Raw genomic sequence first — 20,317 nt, 5'->3', positions numbered from 1 at the left:
GCTTCCTGCCTTTTTAACAAAGCTATCATAGGGATCTGTACTAATTTCGTAAGCTCACAGGGTACCATCATACAAAAAATCATATCAAACCAGAGATGAAGAATTCTACGCTTTCAACAATTTTAAACATCGTATTGCTCATTGCAGTGGTCGTATTATTCGTGCTGCATTTCTCTTCCCGTACACCAGGCGGATCAGCGGTAGCCACAACGGGAACAAAAGCGGTACCGGCGGGCAACTTCAAGATCGCTTATTTTGAAGTGGACTCGATACAGAACCATTTCGATTATTACAAACAGATCGTATCAGAACTCGATACCAAAAACCAGGCAAACCAGAAAGTGCTCGGCGAAATGAAGAACGCTTTCGTTGCCAAGTACCAGGAGCTTCAGAAAATCGGCGCCTCGTTAACACCCGCCGAACAACAGGCGCGCCAGCAGGAACTCTCCAACATCGAGAACGCACTGCGTGGCAAAGAGAAAATGATGAGCGACGAGATGCAGGACATCCAGTTCAGGAAAATGCAGGACGTGAAAAAGAAGATCGAAGACTACCTCAAGGAATACAACAAAGACAAAGGCTATGCCTACGTATTCTCGAGCTCTGTAGACCTCATGTACCTGAAAGATAGCTCGTACGATATTACACAGGATGTGGTTAAGGGGCTGAATGCCTTGTATCCTAAAAAGAAATAAGCAGGTGAAGAGGTGCGCCCCGGGCGATTGCTTCTGACCTGTGTAAGAGGTCCCGGTATACCGGGACCTTTTTTGTTTTTACCCGTTCTTCCCTCAAATAAAAAAGCCGCCACCGCCGGGGGCTCAGCTCAAAGCAAAATTCCCTATCTTCCCTCCACCAAAACACCCCAACCATGAGTGAACAGAAAGAACACTTCAAACCAACGCTTGGTTTATTCGATGCCACGATGATCGTAGCAGGCGGAATGATCGGCTCCGGGATCTTTATTGTAAGTGCAGATATTACCCGCAACGTAGGCAGCGCAGGATGGCTCGTGCTGGTATGGCTCATCACCGGTTTTATGACCATTACCGCAGCCGTAAGTTACGGTGAGCTGAGTGCCATGTTCCCCAAGGCCGGTGGTCAATACGTTTACCTGAAAGAAGCCTACAACAAACTGATCGCGTTCCTCTTCGGCTGGAGTTTCTTTTCCGTAATACAAACCGCCACCATCGCGGCCGTAGGTGTTGCATTCAGCAAGTTCACTGCCTACCTCATCCCTTCTGTTGGGGAAAGCAATATCATTGCAGACCTCGGCTTCATTAAAATATCTGCGGCGCAACTGCTGGCCATCGCCATGATCGTTTTACTCACCTGGTCGAACACAAGAGGCGTAAAGGGAGGAAAGATCATCCAGACCACATTTACCATGACCAAACTCATTTCACTGTTTGGCCTGATCATATTTGGGTTCCTGCTTACCAAACAAAGTTTCTGGACAGAGAACTGGTCAACCGGCTTCAACGCCATGCAGGTTGCCAAAGATGCGGCGGGTGCATTTGATCCGGGCAACTGGTCGCCCATCTCCGGCGGTGTACTGATCGGCGCGGTTGCTGCAGCAATGGTAGGATCGATCTTCAGCAGCGATTCATGGAACAACGTAACCTTTATTGCCGGAGAGATCAAAAATCCAAAACGCAACATCGGCCTCAGTTTGTTTTTCGGAACATCGATCGTAACCATCATCTACATCACAGCCAACCTGATGTACCTGCATGTGTTGCCATTGCATTCGGCTGCCAATCCAACACAATCCATTGCATTCGCAGAGAACGACCGCGTGGCGGTAACGGCAGCCAATGTGATCTTTGGCAACGCAGGAACTTACGTGATCGCGATCATGATCATGATCTCTACTTTCGGCTGCAACAACGGGCTCATCCTTGCAGGCGCCCGTGTTTATTATACGATGGCAAAAGACGGGCTGTTCTTCAAGAAAGTTGGGGAGCTCAACAAGAACGCAGTGCCTGAATACGCTTTGTGGATCCAGTGCGCAGTGGCATCCCTGCTTTGCCTGAGCGGAAAATACGGCGATCTCCTGACCATGGTATCGTTTATCGTGGTGATCTTTTACATCCTCACCATCATCGGCATCTTCATCCTCCGCAAAAAAATGCCGGATGCAGAAAGGCCGTACAAGGCATTCGGTTACCCGGTATTACCCGCGGTTTACATCATACTTGCACTGCTGTTCTGCTGCGGACTCGTATGGGCATCGCCAACTTATTCGCTCTGGGGGTTGGGAATTACTTTATTGGGAATACCTTTGTACTACATAGCAGTGGGTAGTTCAAAAAAAGAGGATTGATGAATTTTGAAGACTTATTTTCCGGTTTTGCAAAACGTAAAGTAGCGATCGTAGGTGATGTGATGCTCGACACGTACTGGTGGGGCAATGTAGACCGCATTTCACCCGAAGCCCCCGTTCCCGTAGTGGCGCTGAGAAAAAAAGAGCTGCGCGTGGGCGGTGCGGCAAACGTGGCGCTGAACACGGTTTCAATGGGCGCGCAGACCACGATATTTTCGATCATCGGCAAAGACGACGACGGGAAAGAACTGATGCGCCTGCTCAGCGAAAACAACATCGACACCAGTGGCGTGCTCGCATCCGATCAACGCATCACCACCAACAAAACACGCGTGATGAGCCGCAACCAGCAAATGATGCGCCTCGATGCGGAAATGACCTCAGACATCGACACATCGCTTGAAGATGCGTTGCTGCAGAAAATAAACAACTATTTCACCAACGGCAAACCCGATGTGCTCATCTTTGAAGATTACAACAAGGGAGTGCTCACGCCACGCCTGATCGCGGCACTCATCAAACTCTGCAAGGAACACAACGTGGTTACCACCGTGGATCCGAAGAAGAAAAATTTTCTTTCGTTCAAAGGCGTTACCATTTTCAAACCCAACCTCAAAGAGATAAAGGAAGGGTTGAATTTATTGGTAGATGCAGTGGATGTTTCCTCGCTCAAAGACATGCATGCCGCATTGCAGGAAAAACTTGGCCACCAGATCTCATTCATTACATTATCAGAGAAAGGTGTTTTTTACCAGGACGGGGAAGACATGAAGATCATTCCCACACACATCCGCAACATAGCCGATGTAAGTGGGGCAGGGGATACTGTGATCGCCGTTGCATCGCTCGTTTATGCTTCATCACACAACATGCACCTCTCGGCGGAAATGGCAAACATTGCCGGCGGACTGGTTTGCGAAGAAGTGGGAACGGCGCCGATCAACAGGCAAAAACTCCTCGACGAATGTGAACTATTACTGGGAGAATAAAAAGCAAACACATGAAGCGGATCTTATTCATACTGGCCCTGCTCGTAGCAACAACTGGCTCATACGCACAAACCAATGCCAACGAGGCAAAAGCAGCCTATATGCTCGCAGAAGAAAATTATGGCAAGGGCGATTACAAAACAGCCCTCGAGTACCTGCAACAGGCAAAATCTGCATTGGGAACCTCGAATTGCAAAGTGGCCTACCTCGAGATCATGGTAACGAGGGAACTGAATGCAAAGAACCCAAGACAATCAGAAAAGATCCTTCCCCTTATTGCAGCGTTTGAAAAGCTCGACGATTATAAAGATTTCAACGAAGAAAAAACACTCGAGATCACCAAGATCAAACTGGCCATGAAGCTTGAGCAGAAAGCGCTCAAGGAAAAGGATGAAAAGGAAGCGGCAGTGCGCGAAGCGGAAAAACGCGCAGAAGCTGCGCTGGATAAGATCTTCAGCAAATACCCTCCGCTCGATCTCACCGTTGATGAACTGGATGCACGTTTTCCCGACCTGAAGGCAAAAAAATGGCGTACGAACAAAACCTATGCTTCAGTGATGATGTCGCCGAACATGGAGCAGAATTTCAACAGGGAAAGATACCCCTTCGGCAAAATTGAAAAGGACTTTGATTTTGAGAAGAACAAAGTGGTTTCTTTCCAGTTGAGATCCTCTTCGGGTACGCAAAAAATATTTACGTACGCTGGGATGCTTGTCTATGCCGATCAGAATGTAAAGCCCGCAGGCGACCTGTCGGCCATGGCGCAGGCCGATGCTGTTTTGGAACAATACACAAAAGAAATGGGCAAACCCGTAAACGTAAACGATTTTGACGACAAGGATGCGCACTACACGGTTTATCGCTGGAAAACAAAAAACAAACAACTGGATGTGTGCAAGCTGTATTACCCCAAAAGCAGCGTACCCATTGTCAAGCTCATCGAGGAAGTAAGGTTGCTCGACAGCAAATAGACATTGTTAAGAGAGGCGGTTGCCGCTAAAACGGCCAAAATTCAAGCATTGGTGCTAATTGATTGAATATCGTCTAACGATCTCCCGAAATAATTGGAACTTCTCACCCGCACTAACTTTTAATTTTGCCCCATGGCAAATTTCACGATCGTAATACATGGGGGAGCAGGTACCATCGTCAAGGAAGACATGACGCCCGGCCTCGAAAAAGCGTACCTCGATGGGTTGCACGATGCACTTAACGTTAGCTATGCCGTGCTCGAACAGGGCGGTACCGCGGTAAACGCAGTAAAAGCGGCTGTGGTTGCGCTCGAAGACAATATTCTTTTCAACGCAGGCAGGGGCTCCGTGTTCACCAAAAAAGGCGTACAGGAAATGGACGCGGCCATCATGGATGGATCCGACCTCTCTGCAGGTGCGGTGGCCGGCGTACGCAACGTGCGCAATCCCATAGAACTTGCTACGGAAGTAATGCGCAACAGCAACCATGTTTTTCTCAGCGGCAAAGGGGCCAACGATTTCGCCATCAAACAGGGGGTTAAGCTGGAGCCGGATGAATATTTCTTTTCCCAGTTCCGTTACGACCAGTGGAAGGCCATCCGCGATTCAGATAATTATTCACTCGACCATACACACCACCAGCTGGAAGAACTGATGCGCGATAAAAAGTTCGGAACCGTAGGCGCCGTGGCCTTTGATGCCTATGGAAACCTGGCCGCAGCCACCTCAACCGGGGGTATGACCAATAAAAAATACGGGCGGATAGGCGACAGCCCCATGATCGGCGGCGGCACCTATGCCAATAACCGCACCTGCGCCATCAGCTGCACGGGGCACGGCGAAATGTTCATCCGCGCCGTTGCCGCCTACGATGTGAGCTGCCTGGTGGAATACAAGGGCCTCAGCCTGCAGGAGGCAATGGATGTGGTGGTGAACGACAAGCTCCTCAAAATGGAGGGCGAGGGGGGAATGATCGGCGTAGACGCCAAAGGCAATCCGGCCCTGGTTTTCAACAGCGCAGGCATGTACCGCGGGGTGAAAAATAGTGGGGGGCTGAACGAGGTTTCTATCTATAAATAGTTATATTTGGTACACGTATATGAACATGAGAAAAATAAAAGGGGCTACTTTTGTAGCTCCTTTTTATTTGCCCGCATCGACCCTTTCAATATGAAAAAATACGCCGTAATTGTTGCAGGAGGATCTGGCCAGAGAATGGGCGTGGCAACGCCAAAACAATTCCTGCTGCTCAACGGCAAACCCCTGCTCTGGTATTCTGTAAGGGCTTTTCTTTCTTCTTTTGACGACATCAGCATCATTCTGGTTCTGCCTTCCAACAACAGGGCCGAAGGCGAAAGCATCGTTGCCGGCCTCGATGCTGCTGCGCGGGTTACCATAACAGAAGGCGGCGCCACGCGTTTTCATTCCGTTCAGAACGGGCTGGCACTGGTGAAAGAGCCCTCGGTGGTTTTTGTTCACGATGGCGTTCGCTGCCTGGTTACCAGCGCGCTCATCAACCGCTGTTACAACCAGGCGCTCGAAAAAGGCAGCGCCATACCGGCGGTGGCCGCTACAGACAGCATCCGTATTGTTGATGGCGACAACCATACCGTGGCCAACCGCAGCTATGTGCGTATCATACAAACACCACAAACCTTCCGCAGCGAAATCATTTTACCTGCGTATGATACGCCGTACAACGATTCGTTCACCGATGAGGCCACGGTGGCAGAGGCAGCCGGCCATAAGGTTTTCCTGGTGGATGGGGAACATGAGAACATCAAGATCACAAGACCCGTGGATCTTTTGGTGGCCGAACGGATACTGAAGGATCGTTTGTAAACAATCACCGTTCTTCCGCTGCAACAGTATGCATTGCTGTTGCGCCCTGCCCGTCATTTCTTCTTCAAAAGGTGCAGCGGCCAGGTATACCCATTGTAATGATAATGGAAATAAGGTTGGTTTACGGGCCCGAAATTTTCATAGAACTCACGAACGCCCGACAGTTCCGACCCTTCAAAATCGAACAGCAGGGGCTCGCCCGCAAACTCGTGCAGCACGCGGTTGAGCAGGAAATGGTTGGCTTCCCTGTTTCGGCCCTCATGCGTTGTGGTGTTCATGATGTTGTAGATACGTTTTTTGTCCCTCAAAAAAATCGCAAACGCGAGTATCTGGTTGTGCTGGTCCCGCGCGGTGCGCGCAAAACAACGGCCATCCGTCTCCAGCGTTTTGCAGAGCTGCCTGAAATGGAGATAGTCTTTCTCGCGAACATGTTTCATACGCGCCTTGTAATGATCGTGGTACAGCTGAACGCCGTCTTCAATCATTCCCGCCGCATAAGCAAACGCTTCTCCCCCGGCCTTGCGGATGTTCTCTTTCAGGTTGCTTTTGTAATGCGACCTGATGTGTTCATAGCCTGCAGAAAGATCGACCAGGAAATTCGTGCGCGGTATCACCGGCAGGATGCGCTGTATACCATGGTTTGAAAAGTTGAAATTGAAATCTGCAAACGCATAAAACCGGTAAATGAGTTTGAGGATTTTGGGAAGGTCATCCTCTGCAACCTCGCCCACCAGGCCCAGCTGCTGAATAAATGCCGGCGTATAGCCATACCGGATCCTCATTTTTCTTTTCCACGGAAGCGCCATTACCACGGCGTAATCGTCTACCACCAGCCCGTGCCAGTTCTGCGCCATCGCGTCGAGGTAAATGGTGGATGAGTAGATCAGGCCATTGTCGTGGGCGGCAACACAGGCATCCCACTTTTCTTTATCGATGCGTTTCGACGGCAATATTTTGATCCGCTTCTTCATGCAATGAAAAATACTGCAATTCCTGTTCCCGCGCCCGATTATTTACCCTTGCCCGATAAAATGATACGCATCGTATGCGCCATTATTTTAAGGTCGAGCAGCAGCGATGCGTTCTCTATGTACACCAGGTCATATTCCATCCGCTGGATCATCTCTTCCACATTAGATGCATAACCAAACTGCACCATGCCCCAGGAAGTGAGGCCCGGCTTGGCTTTCAGCAGGTAACGGTAATAAGGTGTTTGCAGCATGAGCTGGTCTATGTATTCGCGGCGCTCGGGACGCGGCCCCACAAAACTCATATCTCCCCTGATGATGTTCCACAACTGCGGCAACTCATCCAGCCGCCATTTGCGCATGGTCTTTCCCCATTTTGTAATACGCGGGTCGTTGTCGCTCGACAGGGCGGGCCCATCCTTTTCCGCATCCGCCACCATGCTCCTGAATTTGTAAATGGTAAAAGGCTTGCCTTTATAGCCGATCCTTTCCTGGCTGTAAAAAATACCACCAGGCGAGGAGAGCGCCGTGCGGATGGCAAGGAAGAGCAATGCGGGACTGGATACAACCAGTGCGATCACGGAAAACAAAACATCGATCAGCCTTTTTACATTTTGCTCACGCGGCGATAACGCGCTGCTTTGTATATCGATTAACACCGCACCCAGTACGTTCGTTGTTTTTACAGAACCGGATATGATGTCGATGGTATTGGGTACAAGTTTAATGTCCACATCTTTCTGCGCCAATACATTGATCAGTTCTTCTGCAATGCCATCCTGTTTTTTGTCGGGTGAAAGGATCACTTTTTCTATCTTGTATTGATCAACGATGGCTGCGAGTTTTTGGGTGCTGCCCAGGTGCGGTATCCATTTGCCCAACCCGTTCCGCGTTTCCTCTGTAAGCGTTACAAACCCCACCACTTTAAAACCGAGGTAGCTGAAGTTCCGGTTCAACTCTTTATAGAGCTTCACGGCATTCACATTGTTGCCTATGATGAGCGTATTGAAGAAAATTTCCCCTTTGATGAGCTGCCGTTTAACGCGGTACAGCAGTATGCTCCTTCCCAGGGCGATGAGCAGGAACTGTACGATAAAATAGAAAAAGAAATGACTGAAATTTTTAAGCGAATCGTCGAACCCGCAGAACGCAAGTACAAAACAACCCGTGAAAGTAAACACCAGCGTTCCCGTTAATTCATTCAGCCTTGATTTTTCGTAAAGCGAGCGGTGGTAACTGCCGGTAAAAGCATAGATCAATACCCACAACAGGGCGATGAGTGCCGACCCCGGGAAAAAAGGGTTTTCCAAAACGTTTGCACCAATGTACATACCGTACAACAGCCATGTTATTACAGAAAAAATGTAATCGCTGATCAGGTACCAGTTGATATTCTTTTTTCTGCCGCTCATCGTTTTTATACAAGGATGCTGGTGTTGCTGATCTTTTCTAGAATCTTGTGCGCCACTTCCAGTGCAAGAAATCCATCGAGCTCGCTAACAACAGTGGGTTTGTTGTTTACGATCGAATCCACAAACGATTCCAGTTCCAGCTTGATCGCGTTCAAAGGCTGTATGCTGGGGTTTGCAATGGCAATCGTCTTCTTACCGTCTTTTGTTTCGATATCGAATGAAAACACGTTCACATCTCCGGGTTGTTTCAGTTTGATGATCTCTGTTTTCTTTTCGAGGAAGTCAATGCCCAGGTAAGCATCTTTCTGGAACAACCGCATCTTGCGCATCTTTTTCATACTGATGCGGCTGCTTGTTAAGTTGGCCACGCAGCCATTGTTGAACTCGATGCGCACGTTGGCGATGTCTGGCGTTTCGGTCATTACCGCTACGCCGCTTGCTGAAATGTTTTTTACATCGCTCTTTACCAGGCTGAGAATAATATCAATGTCGTGGATCATCAGGTCGAGGATCACACTTACTTCCGTACCACGCGGGTTAAACTGTGCAAGCCTGTGCACTTCAATGAACATCGGGTTGAGCGGTATGTCTTTGATGGCAAGGTACGCAGGGTTGAAACGCTCTACATGTCCTACCTGCATTTTGATGTTCGCCTCCCGCACCATGCTTACAATATCGCGCCCTTCCTGCAGGGTATGCGTGATGGGTTTCTCCACAAACACATGTTTGCCTTTGCGGATGGCCTGCATACAGATCTGGAAATGGTGATCGGTGGGGGCTATCACGTCAATGATGTCGCAGGCGTCCATCAGCTTTTCTTCGTCCATAAAACGTTTGAGGCCATATTCTTCCGTAACGGCTTTCGCGTTCTCGTTGTTCGGGTCAAAAAAGCCAACCAGTTTCACGCCCTCTATCTCTTTCCAGTTGTTCAGGTGAAACTTGCCGAGATGGCCAACGCCAAAAACTCCAACTTTAAGCATAGCAATAGCTTTTTTAAATAATGGGTAAATATAATTATTAAGATCGCCCGAGCGGCCTGTTTGCACCCGATGTGGATATTATACACTGTTTTTTAACGGATTCGGCACATGGTAGGGCAAAATGCCTATATTAATCCTTCATTCCGCACCATTGGTAGGCGGTGGCAAAACAGAAAAACAAGATGCTGAAGAATATCCTGCGAAGAATGGCCCAGCGGGTACTTGGTTTCGACCGGTATCTTTTCGTTTTTTCGATATTCAACATCAACCGCATCCGCGTTTTGAAAGCAGAAAAAGCATTTCGCTTTTTTATGGGGATGGTACCCAACGAAGGGGCCATCCTCGACATCGGCGCCAACATCGGTATCAATACAGTATTGCTGGCGAAGCGGTTTCCCGGGGCAGTGGTGCATGCGTTCGAACCCGTGCAGGAAAATTATGCGGCGCTTGAAAAAACGGTGCGGTTTTACGGGGTCAGGAACGTGCGACTTTACAACACCGCACTCGGCGACACGCCCGGGCAGGCCACGATGATCATGCCGCAACACCATGGCTCGCGTATGCAGGGCTGGAGCAGGATGACCGATGGAAAGGAAGTGAACGGAACGGGCTTTGTTGTTCCTGTGGCGCGGCTGGATGACATCAGGGGTATTTCAAACATCACCGCTATCAAAATAGACGTCGAGAATTTTGAATACTTTGTTTTGAAAGGCGGCACCGAAACCCTCCGCAACAACAAACCCATCGTATTCTGCGAGTTGTGGAACGACGCCCGCAAAGAGCCATGCCTGCAATTGATGCGCGGGTTGGGCTATGAGGCAAAGATCCTCGTGAACGGCAGGTTGGTGCAATACAATGGAGAGGATGTGCTGGATTATTTTTTTGTGCACAAAGGTGATTGACAGGCAAACGCGCCCTTTCGGTTTTGGTTCTTACAACCGGCCGTTCCTCTTTGGTTCCGCAAAAACAGTATGTTTACACCAATGGAAACCTTGTTCTTCACCGGCATCTTCATCATCCTCTATACTTACATGGGTTATGGGGCGATACTGTTCGTGCTGATGATCATCAAAAAAATATTTTCCAGGAAAAAACAAACAGGGGTTTTTACCCCTTCGCTTACCGTTGTTGTAACGGCCTACAACGAAATAAACTGTATCGAAAAAAAGATCAGCAACACATTGCTGCTCGATTACCCCGAAGGGGAGAAACGCATTATTTTCATCACCGATGGCTCAACCGATGGTACAGCAGAAGCTGTGCGGCGCCACCCGCAGGTTCAGCTGCTGCACCAGCCGGAACGGCAGGGTAAAGTGGCAGCGATTCATCGTGCCATGCAGGAGGTGCAGACAGAGATCGTTGTGCTGACCGATGCGAATACGATGTTGAACCGTACCGCGCTGCTGCACCTGGGTAAACATTTTGCAGATGAAAAAACCGGCGCCGTATCGGGAGAAAAACGGGTGGATGTGTCGAACGTGAACGATGCCACTGCGGGCGAAGGATTCTACTGGAAATACGAATCGTTCCTCAAACGCCTCGAATCAGAAGTATATTCCATTGCGGGCGCCGCGGGCGAATTGTACAGCATGCGTACGCGATTGTACGAGCCCGTTGCAACAGATACCATTCTCGACGATTTCCAGCTTTCTATGAAGATCGCCGCAAGGGGATACCGGGTAAAATACGAGCCCGCTGCCTGCGCAACGGAGCCGGCATCGCCAACGCTCGCCGAGGAGCGCAAGAGAAAGATCCGCATTGCGGCAGGCGATATACAGGCGATGTTGCGTTTGCCGTTCTGGCCGCTGCTCTTTGCAAGGCCGATGCTCTGGTTCGAATACGCGAGCCACAGGATCCTGCGGTGGATCGTAACGCCGTTCCTGCTGGTCGTTGTCTTTGTAAGCAACGTATTCTTGTATGAGGAACACGAAATCCTTACCGCTTCCTTGTTGTATGTGCAACTGGGCTTTTACCTGCTCGCATCCGCGGGATGGCTGCTGCGCAAACAAAAGATACACCCACGGTTCTTCTTCCTCCCTTATTATTTCTGCCTGATGAATTACGGGTTGATCGAAGGGCTTTTCCGCTATGTGTTCAAGGGGCAGCCCGTTAATTGGGAGAAAGCGGAACGGAAATGATTTTGAACAGGTAGAAGAAGTGGACAGCAATGATCGCAAAAACGTCAATTTTTTTTAAGCGCCTTTTAATTTTATCAACCTAAAACTTTTACCTTGTGCCGGTTGATAAAAATGAGTACATTCAATTTTATAAAAACTCTTTTTTGAAACCGTTCTTTTGCAGTCATATCAATTTTCAACAATTGGTTTAACAAGGCTTAATTAAAACTGATGATCAGGAAAGTACTTTGCGTTGATGATGATACCATATCGCTAACCATTTCGCAACTCCTGCTGAAACGGACGGGCTTCGCTGCGGAAGTGGATACGGCAATCGACGGGAGTGAGGCGCTTGAATATTTTGAGAAACTTTTTGCGGAAGATCCTGACCCGGTGGGCAATGCACCCGAACTTATCTTGCTCGATATCAACATGCCGGTAATGAACGGATGGGAATTCCTGGAAGAATACAACCCGCGTTACGCCGAAAAATTATCCAATACCCACATCATCATTCTTTCTTCCACCATCGATCCCGAAGACTTCGCACTCGCAAAACAATACCCCGTGGTGCAGCAATTCATCAGCAAACCGCTTAGCATCGAAAACCTGGAAGAGCTGAAGGCAACGGCGTTCATGCGCAAGTATTTTTCGTAGTACTGCCTGGTTGCGCTGCGTACCGGTTGACGCCATGCTGAACGCCTGTGGCGCAAACTCGCTGACCGGCAATGCGCTCTCACCGATTTTCCTTCGTTTTTCAAAGCCTGCTTCTTATATTAGGGCATGAAAACAATCCCAAACTATTTCCGTCCCGGACTTGTCAGGAACATGGCCGGGCTCTTTATTTTATGGATGTCGTTGTCTGCACAGGTAGCCGTTGCCCAAAACAATGCCATTGTAGACCGGATCATCAGCGAAGGCAATTCAACATCACAGTTGGAAAAACTTGCGCACGAGTTGTTCGACAGGATCGGCCCGCGGTTGGTGGGAACGCCGAACATGAAAGCAGCGAACGACTGGGCCGTTGATAAATACGCAGGATGGGGCATCAGCGCCCGCAACGAACAATGGGGCGAATGGAAGGGATGGGAAAGAGGCATCACGCATATTGATATGGTAACACCGCGCGTAAGATCGCTCGAAGGAACACAACTTGCCTGGTCGCCATCTACAAAAGGAAAAACCGTAACCGCAGAGTGCATCATCCTGCCCGATGTGGCGGATTCACTCGCGTTCCAGGCATGGCTCCCCAACGCCAAAGGAAAGTTTGTGCTCATCTCCATGCTGCAGCCAACGGGCAGGCCGGATTACAACTGGCGTGAATTTGCCACCAAAGAATCGTTTGAAAAAATGACAAAGGACCGTGCGGCACAAACAGCGGCATGGGCGGCACGCATCAAGAAAACCGGTTACTCAACACGCATGCTCCCGATCATCCTCGAGCGCGCAGGCGCAAAAGGCATCATCGGCAACAACTGGTCGGCCGGTTTTGGTGTTGACAAAATATTCAACGCATACACAACTAAAATTCCAACCGTAGATATTGCGCTGGAAGATTACGGCCTGCTCTACCGCCTGGTTGAATCGGGCGATAAACCAACGATCAGCATCAAAGCAGATTCGAAAGACAATGGCATGGTGCCTACCTATAACACCCTTGCAGAGATCAAGGGATCGGAAAAACCGGATGAGTATGTAATGCTGTCTGCACACTTCGATTCGTGGGATGGCGGAACCGGTGCAACCGACAATGGCACAGGTACGCTTACGATGATGGAAGCGATGCGCATACTCAAAAGCGTTTATCCAAACCCGAAAAGAACGATACTCGTTGGACACTGGGGCAGTGAGGAGCAGGGACTGAATGGTTCACGCGCATTCACAGAAGATCACCCGGAGATCATCAGTAAACTGCATGCATTGTTTAACCAGGACAATGGAACCGGGCGCGTAGTAAGCATGAGCGGCGCAGGTTTTAAAAATGCAAAAGAATACATGGAGCGCTGGCTGGCAGTGGTGCCAAAGAACATGAAAGATTCCATCCGCACATCGTTCCCCGGCTCACCGGCGGGCGGAGGTTCAGACAATGCATCGTTTGTTGCAGTAGGTGCGCCCGGCTATTCACTCGGCGCGCTGAACTGGTCGTATGGAAATTATACCTGGCACACCAACCGCGATACCTACGATAAAGTGGTGTTTGATGACCTGCGCAACAACGCGATCCTTACCGCCATCCTGGTATACATGGCTTGTGAAGATCCTACTTTCTTCAACAGGGAGAAGGCAGACCTGAACGCACCGCGCCCTGCAGGCGAAGGTGGCGGCTTCCCCGGCGGAAGAGGCGGCGGACCGCGTGGCCCGCAAACATGGCCAACGCCTACAAAGGCGATCAGGAAAGGGCCGGTGCCTCCAACGAACTGACCACTTCAGTACAACTAAAACCGAGGTGCGAAACACGGGTTACGAATTGAAAACGTAACACGGGTTTCGCACCTCTTTTTTTTGGGTGAAAAATTTTTTGAAAAAAAATAACCTAAATATTTGTTCGTACGAAAAAATTCCTACCTTTAGTACATGAAAGAAGAAAATACATCTATCGAGCCCACCAAATCGGAACTGGAGATCCTGCAGGTGTTGTGGGAGCATGGTCCTTCTACGGTTCGGTTTGTGAACGATTGTCTCAATGAGCAAAAGAGAGCGGTGCAGTATACTTCCACTTTGAAGCTGATGCAGATCATGGTAGACAAGAAATTGCTCACGCGTGATGAGTCGCAGATGAAACATATTTACATACCTGCGGCGGAAGAAGCAGTAACCAAGAGCTTCTTGCTCGAGCGTTTTGTAGACACCATGTACAAAGGATCGGCGAGCAGCCTCCTGATGCAGTTGCTCGGCAATAAAAAAACATCAAAGAAAGAACTGGAAGCGATAAAGGAACTGGTGAAGAAGCTTGACAAAAAGGATAAGTAAAAAGTAACTGGAAAACGGGTAGCCCAACTATCGTTGCACAAGTGATGGGTTCATCGCGAGGAACAGATCCTTGTGTAGTGGAGCATTGTACCTGTATGTTTATAAATAAGGCTGAAATTATTCATCTATAAAAGTATTCCCATGGACCTCTCATTCATGCAAAATGAAATTGTACTGGCGCTTTGCTGGACCCTGATCCACTCGCTGTGGCAGGGGCTGTTACTGGCAGCCGTTACCGGCGCGGTAATGGTAGGCACGCGCAAATCGAGCGCCGGCAAGCGTTACAGGCTGCTCACTGGTTTGTTCTTTTTGTTCATGGCGGTAACTGCGGTCACATTTGTAAGAGAATATACCGTGATATCGCGTGCAAATACAACTGTACTTCCGTCCGTTCAACCTTCGGTAACGGAGCCTGATTTTTTCAATGTTCGTTTTACCGGGTCTACTGAAACGGTAAGTAAACCGGTACTCGAGCGTTTCAAAGATTATTTTAATACGCATGCATCATTGATCGTGCTGATATGGTTTGTGATCTTCATCGCACGTTTCATCAGGCTTGCCGCCAACCTTGTTTATATAAACAGGTTGAAGCATTACAAAACATTTTCACCTCCGGCCGAATGGGATACACGCATCGGCGAACTGGTTGCGGCGCTCGGTCTCAGGAAAAAGATCAGGCTGCTCGAATCGGGTATTGTTAAGGTACCTGTGGTGATGGGTGTGCTCAAACCCGTTGTGCTGCTGCCTTTGGGATTGTTGTCGCATTTGCCCGCCGAAGAAATTGAGGCCATCCTTTTACACGAGCTCGCACACATCCAGCGAAGGGATTACCTGGTAAACCTCGTGCAGAATTTTGCCGAAACGATCTTCTTCTTTAACCCTGCGCTGATGTGGGTGTCATCAATGATCCGCGAAGAAAGGGAAAATTGCTGCGATGACATTGCCATCTCCGTTACCAACAGCAAATCAAGGTTCATCAATGCATTGATCGCTTTCCAGGAATATAACTTTTCCAAACAACCCGCCGTTGGTTTTGCCGGGAGAAAGAACCAACTGCTCAACCGTGTGAAACGCATCGTTAATGAAAAGAACAAAACGCTCAATGCCGCTGAAAAAAGTGTGCTCACTTTTGCGATGGGCGTGTTCATTCTCTTTTCTTTCGCTGCCGCGAAAAAAATTGCGCCGCCCGCGGTAAAAACGGTGCTTGCTTCTTTGGAGATCAAACCCGATGAACGGGCCATGACTCTTAAACAGTCCAACCCCCGTCAATCAATCTACGATACGGTCAGGATCAACCGTAAAAGCAATACAATAACTGTGGAAGGAAATGTGGTTGTACGCAGCGATGCAGACAACAACAGGTACACACTTTACGCAAACATGGTAAAATACACCGACCTGGTTAACGAAACGGGCGCCGATCACACCGTCGCAGACACCGTTCCCGGAAAAACCAAAACATTGCCACTGCGTTTGTCGAACCGTTCTGTGTTTGGGGAAGAACACGGTGCTGTTGAGGAGCATCTTTACCCGCAGGATAGCATTTCAAAACAATTCACCAATATCTCCAGCAACAGCACCAACGGTGGTGAGGAGCTTACCGTAACAGCCTCGCACAAAGATGGCACTGAGTACCGGTTCAAAAAGGCCGCGGGTGTGTTGAAGGAATTTTCAATCAATGGCAAAGCGACCGACCCCGGTGCTTACATGCAGGTGATCAATGATATTGAGAATGCGATCTCGTACCGGAGGGCACGCACAAAAGAACGGCACGAACAGGATATGGCGAAACGCAATGCCATGCGTGATCTCAAAAACAAGAACATGGAAGAACGGCGTACGCTCGACCGTATCAAACGTGAGTCCGGTATAGAACAAAGAAAACACCTCAGTGAACTGAGGCTCCAGAAACTGGCAATGGAAGACGACAGCTCCCGTGCCGCCCGGTTGAAGCCTTTGAAACTCAAGTTGAGGAGCCTCGACAGCGCCAACTGGATCAATGAAAAAAAATTATCGGAAATAAAAAACGACCTGAAATCATTAAAAGAAGAAGTCATCATCGAAGAAAAGATCGATGAAGCCGGGATAGCAAAGGGCGGGCAAAGAAAGTTTGAGATGAAAACCAAATGGGACGCAAAAGCCACTTTCGAGGCCAAAGTAAACATGACTGCAGACAACGCCCGTTTTGTAAAAGAGGCCGGCAGGGCGCGCCTGAAACAAGTGTCCGATTCAATGAGAAGCGCGGTTTCGGGAAAGATCCTGGAACAACAGTCCTCCAAAAGGGAATGGATGCGCATACAAAGCGATAAGGACCGTGCCCGTCGCGAAGAGAATACAAAACTTATTTTGTCCATCATTTCCGATCTTGAAAAAGAAGGCGTGAAAATAGACCTGCAGAAAAGCTGGATCGCACTCGATAAAAAGCAGTTTGTAGTAGACGGCAAACAACTGCCGAAAGAGATCCATGAAAAATTTATTGCGAAATATGTAACATCTGCCGATGGACTGGGTTATTACTACGGACCCATCCAGGTAAGAGGCAGGGGGATCATTTTTGAATACCGTGATCTTGCCCGGTAAGGCAAACGTGCGCAGGTTTATTTGATGAGAGGTGGCTCTGTTTATTGGTTTGTTGGTAGGTTTGTTGATCTGTTGTACCGATACCTCAACGCTGTGGTTTTCGCGGCATAAGGTCCCGTACCATTGGATGAACTGAAATACCGGTAAGCCAGCCAACCAATAAACAGCTGCACCGCGAGCCGGTAAATCCAGGATTCCCTTCAACCTAAGTCCCAACAAAAAAAGTCAACCACCCGTTCCAACCTTAACAGGCAATGCTACTCTTATGCCCGGAAGGAAACGAGATTTATCAACATACCTAAAAATTCATTGATACAATGAAAAAAGTATTTACGCTGACCTTTGTTTTATTTTCTGTGCTCGCGGCCATGGCACAATCCGGATCCATCAGTGGCAGGCTGAAAGATTCGGCAACGGGCAAAGGATTGGCGTATGCCACTGTTACCGTGTTCAAAGCGAAAGACACGGCGATCATCACATACAGGCTCAGTAATCCCGAAGGGGAGTTCAAGGTTGGCGGATTGCCCTTTGATCTTCCTTTGCGCGCCATCATTACTTTTTCAGGGTACCAGGCTTTCAGGAAAGAATTTACTTTGACCGCTGCACAACCCAATCTGGTACTCGACTCTGTTAAGCTGGGCACCACATCGCACCAACTGGATGAAGTGATCGTTGTATCCGAGCGCCCGCCGGTATCGATCAAAAACGATACGATCGAATTCAATGCCACCGCATTCAAAACCTTACCGAATGCACTGGTAGAGGACCTTCTTAAAAAACTCCCGGGTGTACAGGTTGATGCTGATGGTAACATTACCGTAAACGGCAAACCCGTGAACAGGATTCTGGTGGATGGAAAAACTTTTTTTGGCAGCGACCCCAAAATGGCAACAAGAAACCTCCCGGCAAACATCATCGATAAGGTACAGGTGGTGGATGACAAAGAACAATTGCTTGCAAACGGCGACGATAACCTGAACAACGTTGGAAAAGTTGTCAATATTACACTTAAAAAAGGCGTGAAGAAAGGATGGTTCGGAAAACTGTATGCAGGCGGTGGAAGCGACAACCGTTTTGAAGGCGGGGGTATCGCCAATATTTTCAGGGATACGTTGCAGGTGAGTGTACTGGGCTATGCGAACAACCTGAACAAACCGGGATTCGGATTTTCGGATCTTATGCAGGCGGGAGGTCTGGACAGGAGCAACAGCAACCTCAACAGCAGGAGCACCAGCATCTGGACAAACGGTGCGGGCAGCGGCATCTCGATCAATGGCGTGAGTTTTGGCGGGATGCAGAACTATGGCGGTATTGCAACCAGCAGGGGAGCGGGCTTTAACCTTAACCATGCACCCAATGCAAAACAATCTTTGTTTGCCCAGTATTTTTATGGGAACGTGCTGATCGACAGGAGAAATGAGAACGATACCAAACAATACAATGCAGATACGGTGATCCACAACAACTCGATCCTTACGGGCGATGTGATCACACACGCGCACAACATCGGTATCGGTGGAAAATTCAAGCCTGATTCGGTTACCACCATCAACCTGAGTGCAAACTATACCATCGGCTTGCAGGATGAAGACAGGTTCAGCGATATCTACAGCGACAACAACAAGCTTGGCGCATTGAGCAACGGCAGGATCCTGCAGAAAAACCTGTCCAACACCTATTACTACCGCCATGCTTTTTCCATGACGCATTTGTCGAAAACAAAGAAAGGCAGGCGCCTGAACCTTTTTCACAATTACGAGGTGAACAACAGGTTCAACGACTATTCAACCAATTCAAATGTGCATTACCTGTATCCTTCCACTTACGACAGTGCATTCAGGCAGTTGAGGCAGGAGGCATTGCCACGCACGGATGTGACGTTCAATTTCAACTACAGTGAGCCGGTTAGCAAAGTGTTTACCTTGCGTGTGGGCGGTATCTATTCATACAATAAGATCATCACCGATATCACCACCTTCAACCCGAACACGGTGAACCAGAAACTGGATGTGTTGAACCCGTTCCTCACCAGCAATTTTTCAAGGGAGAACAACCGCTTGTACCTCACAACAGGATTCGAGTTCCGCTGGAAGGATCTGACCATCAACCCGCAGGCGCGTTACCTTGGGCAAAGCGTGAACAATGTGCTTGCTTCGTTGCCGGCGCCGATCAAGCAATCTACCAGCGATCTTTTACCGGGGCTCAACATCACGTACAAACAGTTCCAGTTCAACTACAACAAAGACATTGCGATACCGAACTATACATACCTGATCCCTGTGGCGGACAATACGAACCCTTATTTCATCAGCAAGGGAAACCCGAACCTGGTGCCTACGGAGCGTCATAATTTCTCTGTGAACTATTATTTCAACGATCCGAAGAAGAACATGAACATCGGGTTGAATGCGAATGGCGGGTTCTCGTACAATGATTTCGTCAATACCATTACCGTAGATGCGAAAGGCGTGCAGACAAGCTACCCGATCAATGCGAACGGGAGCGTGAACTATGGCATCAACTACAACATCAACAGGCAATACAAACACAACCCTAAGTTCATATACAACTGGAACCTGGGTGCATGGTATGGATACAACCGCGGGCAGCTTGTATTCAACGGCGAAACAAGTTACCAGCAATCGTACAACCTGCAGCAATGGGCCGGGCTTGGTTTCAACTTCAACGACAAGCTGGAATGGAACAACAACGGAAGCGTGGGTGTGAATTTCACAGACTATACAAGCAAACAATTCAAGAAACTGCAGGTGTGGAACTACAACCTGAGTTCAGAAGTGATCGTTCGCATGCCAAAGCATGTGATCTGGGAGAGCAGTGTTAACTACAGCAACAACGGTAACACGGTGCCGGGCGTACCCAAAACTTACCTCCGCTGGAATGCGGCCATCAATTTCACGATGTTGAAAGATGAGAAAGGGGTGTTGCGCATCAGTGTGTTTGATATCCTGAACCGCGGCAACCAGATCAATGCAAGCGCGAACCGCAATATGATCAGCACTTACCAGACCAATGTGCTTTCAAGATACCTCATGGCAACCTTCACTTACAACATCCGCACCATTGGCGGCGCGAAGAAGAAAGTAGGAGGTGAACGCCTGTTCCTGTTTTGATGGATAAATGCATGAGCCGACAATCGCTGGCCGC

The 20,317-nt window shown here is 48.9% G+C and carries 16 protein-coding genes; 13 read left to right on the top strand and 3 right to left on the bottom strand.

What is annotated here, in order from left to right; all coding sequences use genetic code 11:
• Positions 1 to 95: 95 nt before the first annotated feature.
• The 6 genes from GWC95_RS13125 (at position 96) to GWC95_RS13100 (ending at position 6,125) form a co-directional block, all read left to right on the top strand.
• Positions 96 to 695, top strand: coding sequence for an OmpH family outer membrane protein (locus GWC95_RS13125; RefSeq protein ID WP_161819182.1), 600 nt, complete (start codon positions 96 to 98; stop codon positions 693 to 695).
• 173 nt (positions 696 to 868) lie between these two features.
• Positions 869 to 2,323, top strand: a complete 1,455-nt coding sequence (locus tag GWC95_RS13120; RefSeq protein ID WP_161819181.1) for an APC family permease — start codon at positions 869 to 871, stop codon at positions 2,321 to 2,323.
• The gene (locus GWC95_RS13115; protein ID WP_237722152.1) at positions 2,323 to 3,312 is read left to right on the top strand and encodes a bifunctional heptose 7-phosphate kinase/heptose 1-phosphate adenyltransferase; all 990 of its coding nucleotides are present in this window, start codon (positions 2,323 to 2,325) and stop codon (positions 3,310 to 3,312) included. Before GWC95_RS13120 ends, GWC95_RS13115 begins: the two co-directional genes overlap by 1 nt.
• 11 nt (positions 3,313 to 3,323) lie before the next feature.
• A complete protein-coding gene (locus GWC95_RS13110) occupies positions 3,324 to 4,283 on the top strand; it encodes a hypothetical protein (RefSeq protein ID WP_161819179.1) in 960 nt (319 codons plus the stop codon).
• 132 nt (positions 4,284 to 4,415) lie between these two features.
• A complete protein-coding gene (locus tag GWC95_RS13105; protein ID WP_161819178.1) occupies positions 4,416 to 5,363 on the top strand; it encodes an isoaspartyl peptidase/L-asparaginase family protein in 948 nt (315 codons plus the stop codon).
• Positions 5,364 to 5,453: 90 nt separating this feature from the next.
• Complete coding sequence (locus GWC95_RS13100; protein WP_161819177.1) at positions 5,454 to 6,125, top strand: 2-C-methyl-D-erythritol 4-phosphate cytidylyltransferase; 672 nt, start codon at positions 5,454 to 5,456, stop codon at positions 6,123 to 6,125.
• A gap of 53 nt (positions 6,126 to 6,178) precedes the next feature.
• Here GWC95_RS13100 and GWC95_RS13095 read toward each other — a convergent pair whose 3' ends face one another.
• The 3 genes from GWC95_RS13095 to GWC95_RS13085 are packed head-to-tail and all read right to left on the bottom strand — an operon-like array spanning position 6,179 to position 9,485.
• Positions 6,179 to 7,096, bottom strand: a complete 918-nt coding sequence (locus GWC95_RS13095; RefSeq protein WP_161819176.1) for a GNAT family N-acetyltransferase — start codon at positions 7,094 to 7,096, stop codon at positions 6,179 to 6,181.
• Between the two features lie 38 nt (positions 7,097 to 7,134).
• Positions 7,135 to 8,505 (bottom strand): sugar transferase, encoded by a 1,371-nt coding sequence (locus tag GWC95_RS13090; RefSeq protein WP_161819175.1) that lies wholly within the window; start codon positions 8,503 to 8,505, stop codon positions 7,135 to 7,137.
• 5 nt (positions 8,506 to 8,510) lie between these two features.
• Positions 8,511 to 9,485, bottom strand: coding sequence for a Gfo/Idh/MocA family protein (locus tag GWC95_RS13085; protein ID WP_161819174.1), 975 nt, complete (start codon positions 9,483 to 9,485; stop codon positions 8,511 to 8,513).
• A gap of 182 nt (positions 9,486 to 9,667) precedes the next feature.
• Between GWC95_RS13085 and GWC95_RS13080 the strand changes: the two genes are divergently transcribed.
• From GWC95_RS13080 to GWC95_RS13050, 7 genes are all read left to right on the top strand, one after another.
• Complete coding sequence (locus GWC95_RS13080; RefSeq protein WP_161819173.1) at positions 9,668 to 10,387, top strand: FkbM family methyltransferase; 720 nt, start codon at positions 9,668 to 9,670, stop codon at positions 10,385 to 10,387.
• Positions 10,388 to 10,468: 81 nt separating this feature from the next.
• Positions 10,469 to 11,623: a glycosyltransferase family 2 protein gene (locus tag GWC95_RS13075; protein WP_161819172.1), complete on the top strand. Its 1,155-nt coding sequence runs from the start codon at positions 10,469 to 10,471 to the stop codon at positions 11,621 to 11,623.
• A 210-nt stretch (positions 11,624 to 11,833) separates the two neighbouring features.
• Complete coding sequence (locus tag GWC95_RS13070) at positions 11,834 to 12,259, top strand: response regulator (RefSeq protein WP_161819171.1); 426 nt, start codon at positions 11,834 to 11,836, stop codon at positions 12,257 to 12,259.
• Between the two features lie 126 nt (positions 12,260 to 12,385).
• Positions 12,386 to 14,023: a M20/M25/M40 family metallo-hydrolase gene (locus tag GWC95_RS13065; RefSeq protein ID WP_202630290.1), complete on the top strand. Its 1,638-nt coding sequence runs from the start codon at positions 12,386 to 12,388 to the stop codon at positions 14,021 to 14,023.
• Between the two features lie 153 nt (positions 14,024 to 14,176).
• Positions 14,177 to 14,572: a BlaI/MecI/CopY family transcriptional regulator gene (locus tag GWC95_RS13060; protein ID WP_161819170.1), complete on the top strand. Its 396-nt coding sequence runs from the start codon at positions 14,177 to 14,179 to the stop codon at positions 14,570 to 14,572.
• Positions 14,573 to 14,713: 141 nt separating this feature from the next.
• Complete coding sequence (locus tag GWC95_RS13055) at positions 14,714 to 17,152, top strand: M56 family metallopeptidase (protein WP_161819169.1); 2,439 nt, start codon at positions 14,714 to 14,716, stop codon at positions 17,150 to 17,152.
• Positions 17,153 to 17,469: 317 nt separating this feature from the next.
• Positions 17,470 to 20,283 (top strand): outer membrane beta-barrel protein, encoded by a 2,814-nt coding sequence (locus tag GWC95_RS13050; RefSeq protein ID WP_161819168.1) that lies wholly within the window; start codon positions 17,470 to 17,472, stop codon positions 20,281 to 20,283.
• The last annotated feature ends 34 nt before the right edge of the window (positions 20,284 to 20,317 follow it).

The sequence above is a fragment of the Sediminibacterium roseum genome, assembly GCF_009939005.1.
GTDB classification, from domain to species: Bacteria; Bacteroidota; Bacteroidia; order Chitinophagales; family Chitinophagaceae; genus Sediminibacterium; species Sediminibacterium roseum.
The sequence above is the reverse complement of the archived record's forward strand: the minus strand, read 5'-3'. Positions and strand labels throughout refer to the sequence as shown.

Coding starts and splice junctions, on each gene's coding strand:
- GWC95_RS13125 (WP_161819182.1), top strand. CDS start 96: ATGAAGAATTCTACGCTTTCAACAATTTTAAACATCGTATTGCTCATT.
- GWC95_RS13120 (WP_161819181.1), top strand. CDS start 869: ATGAGTGAACAGAAAGAACACTTCAAACCAACGCTTGGTTTATTCGAT.
- GWC95_RS13115 (WP_237722152.1), top strand. CDS start 2,323: ATGAATTTTGAAGACTTATTTTCCGGTTTTGCAAAACGTAAAGTAGCG.
- GWC95_RS13110 (WP_161819179.1), top strand. CDS start 3,324: ATGAAGCGGATCTTATTCATACTGGCCCTGCTCGTAGCAACAACTGGC.
- GWC95_RS13105 (WP_161819178.1), top strand. CDS start 4,416: ATGGCAAATTTCACGATCGTAATACATGGGGGAGCAGGTACCATCGTC.
- GWC95_RS13100 (WP_161819177.1), top strand. CDS start 5,454: ATGAAAAAATACGCCGTAATTGTTGCAGGAGGATCTGGCCAGAGAATG.
- GWC95_RS13095 (WP_161819176.1), bottom strand. CDS start 7,096: ATGAAGAAGCGGATCAAAATATTGCCGTCGAAACGCATCGATAAAGAA.
- GWC95_RS13090 (WP_161819175.1), bottom strand. CDS start 8,505: ATGAGCGGCAGAAAAAAGAATATCAACTGGTACCTGATCAGCGATTAC.
- GWC95_RS13085 (WP_161819174.1), bottom strand. CDS start 9,485: ATGCTTAAAGTTGGAGTTTTTGGCGTTGGCCATCTCGGCAAGTTTCAC.
- GWC95_RS13080 (WP_161819173.1), top strand. CDS start 9,668: ATGCTGAAGAATATCCTGCGAAGAATGGCCCAGCGGGTACTTGGTTTC.
- GWC95_RS13075 (WP_161819172.1), top strand. CDS start 10,469: ATGGAAACCTTGTTCTTCACCGGCATCTTCATCATCCTCTATACTTAC.
- GWC95_RS13070 (WP_161819171.1), top strand. CDS start 11,834: ATGATCAGGAAAGTACTTTGCGTTGATGATGATACCATATCGCTAACC.
- GWC95_RS13065 (WP_202630290.1), top strand. CDS start 12,386: ATGAAAACAATCCCAAACTATTTCCGTCCCGGACTTGTCAGGAACATG.
- GWC95_RS13060 (WP_161819170.1), top strand. CDS start 14,177: ATGAAAGAAGAAAATACATCTATCGAGCCCACCAAATCGGAACTGGAG.
- GWC95_RS13055 (WP_161819169.1), top strand. CDS start 14,714: ATGGACCTCTCATTCATGCAAAATGAAATTGTACTGGCGCTTTGCTGG.
- GWC95_RS13050 (WP_161819168.1), top strand. CDS start 17,470: ATGAAAAAAGTATTTACGCTGACCTTTGTTTTATTTTCTGTGCTCGCG.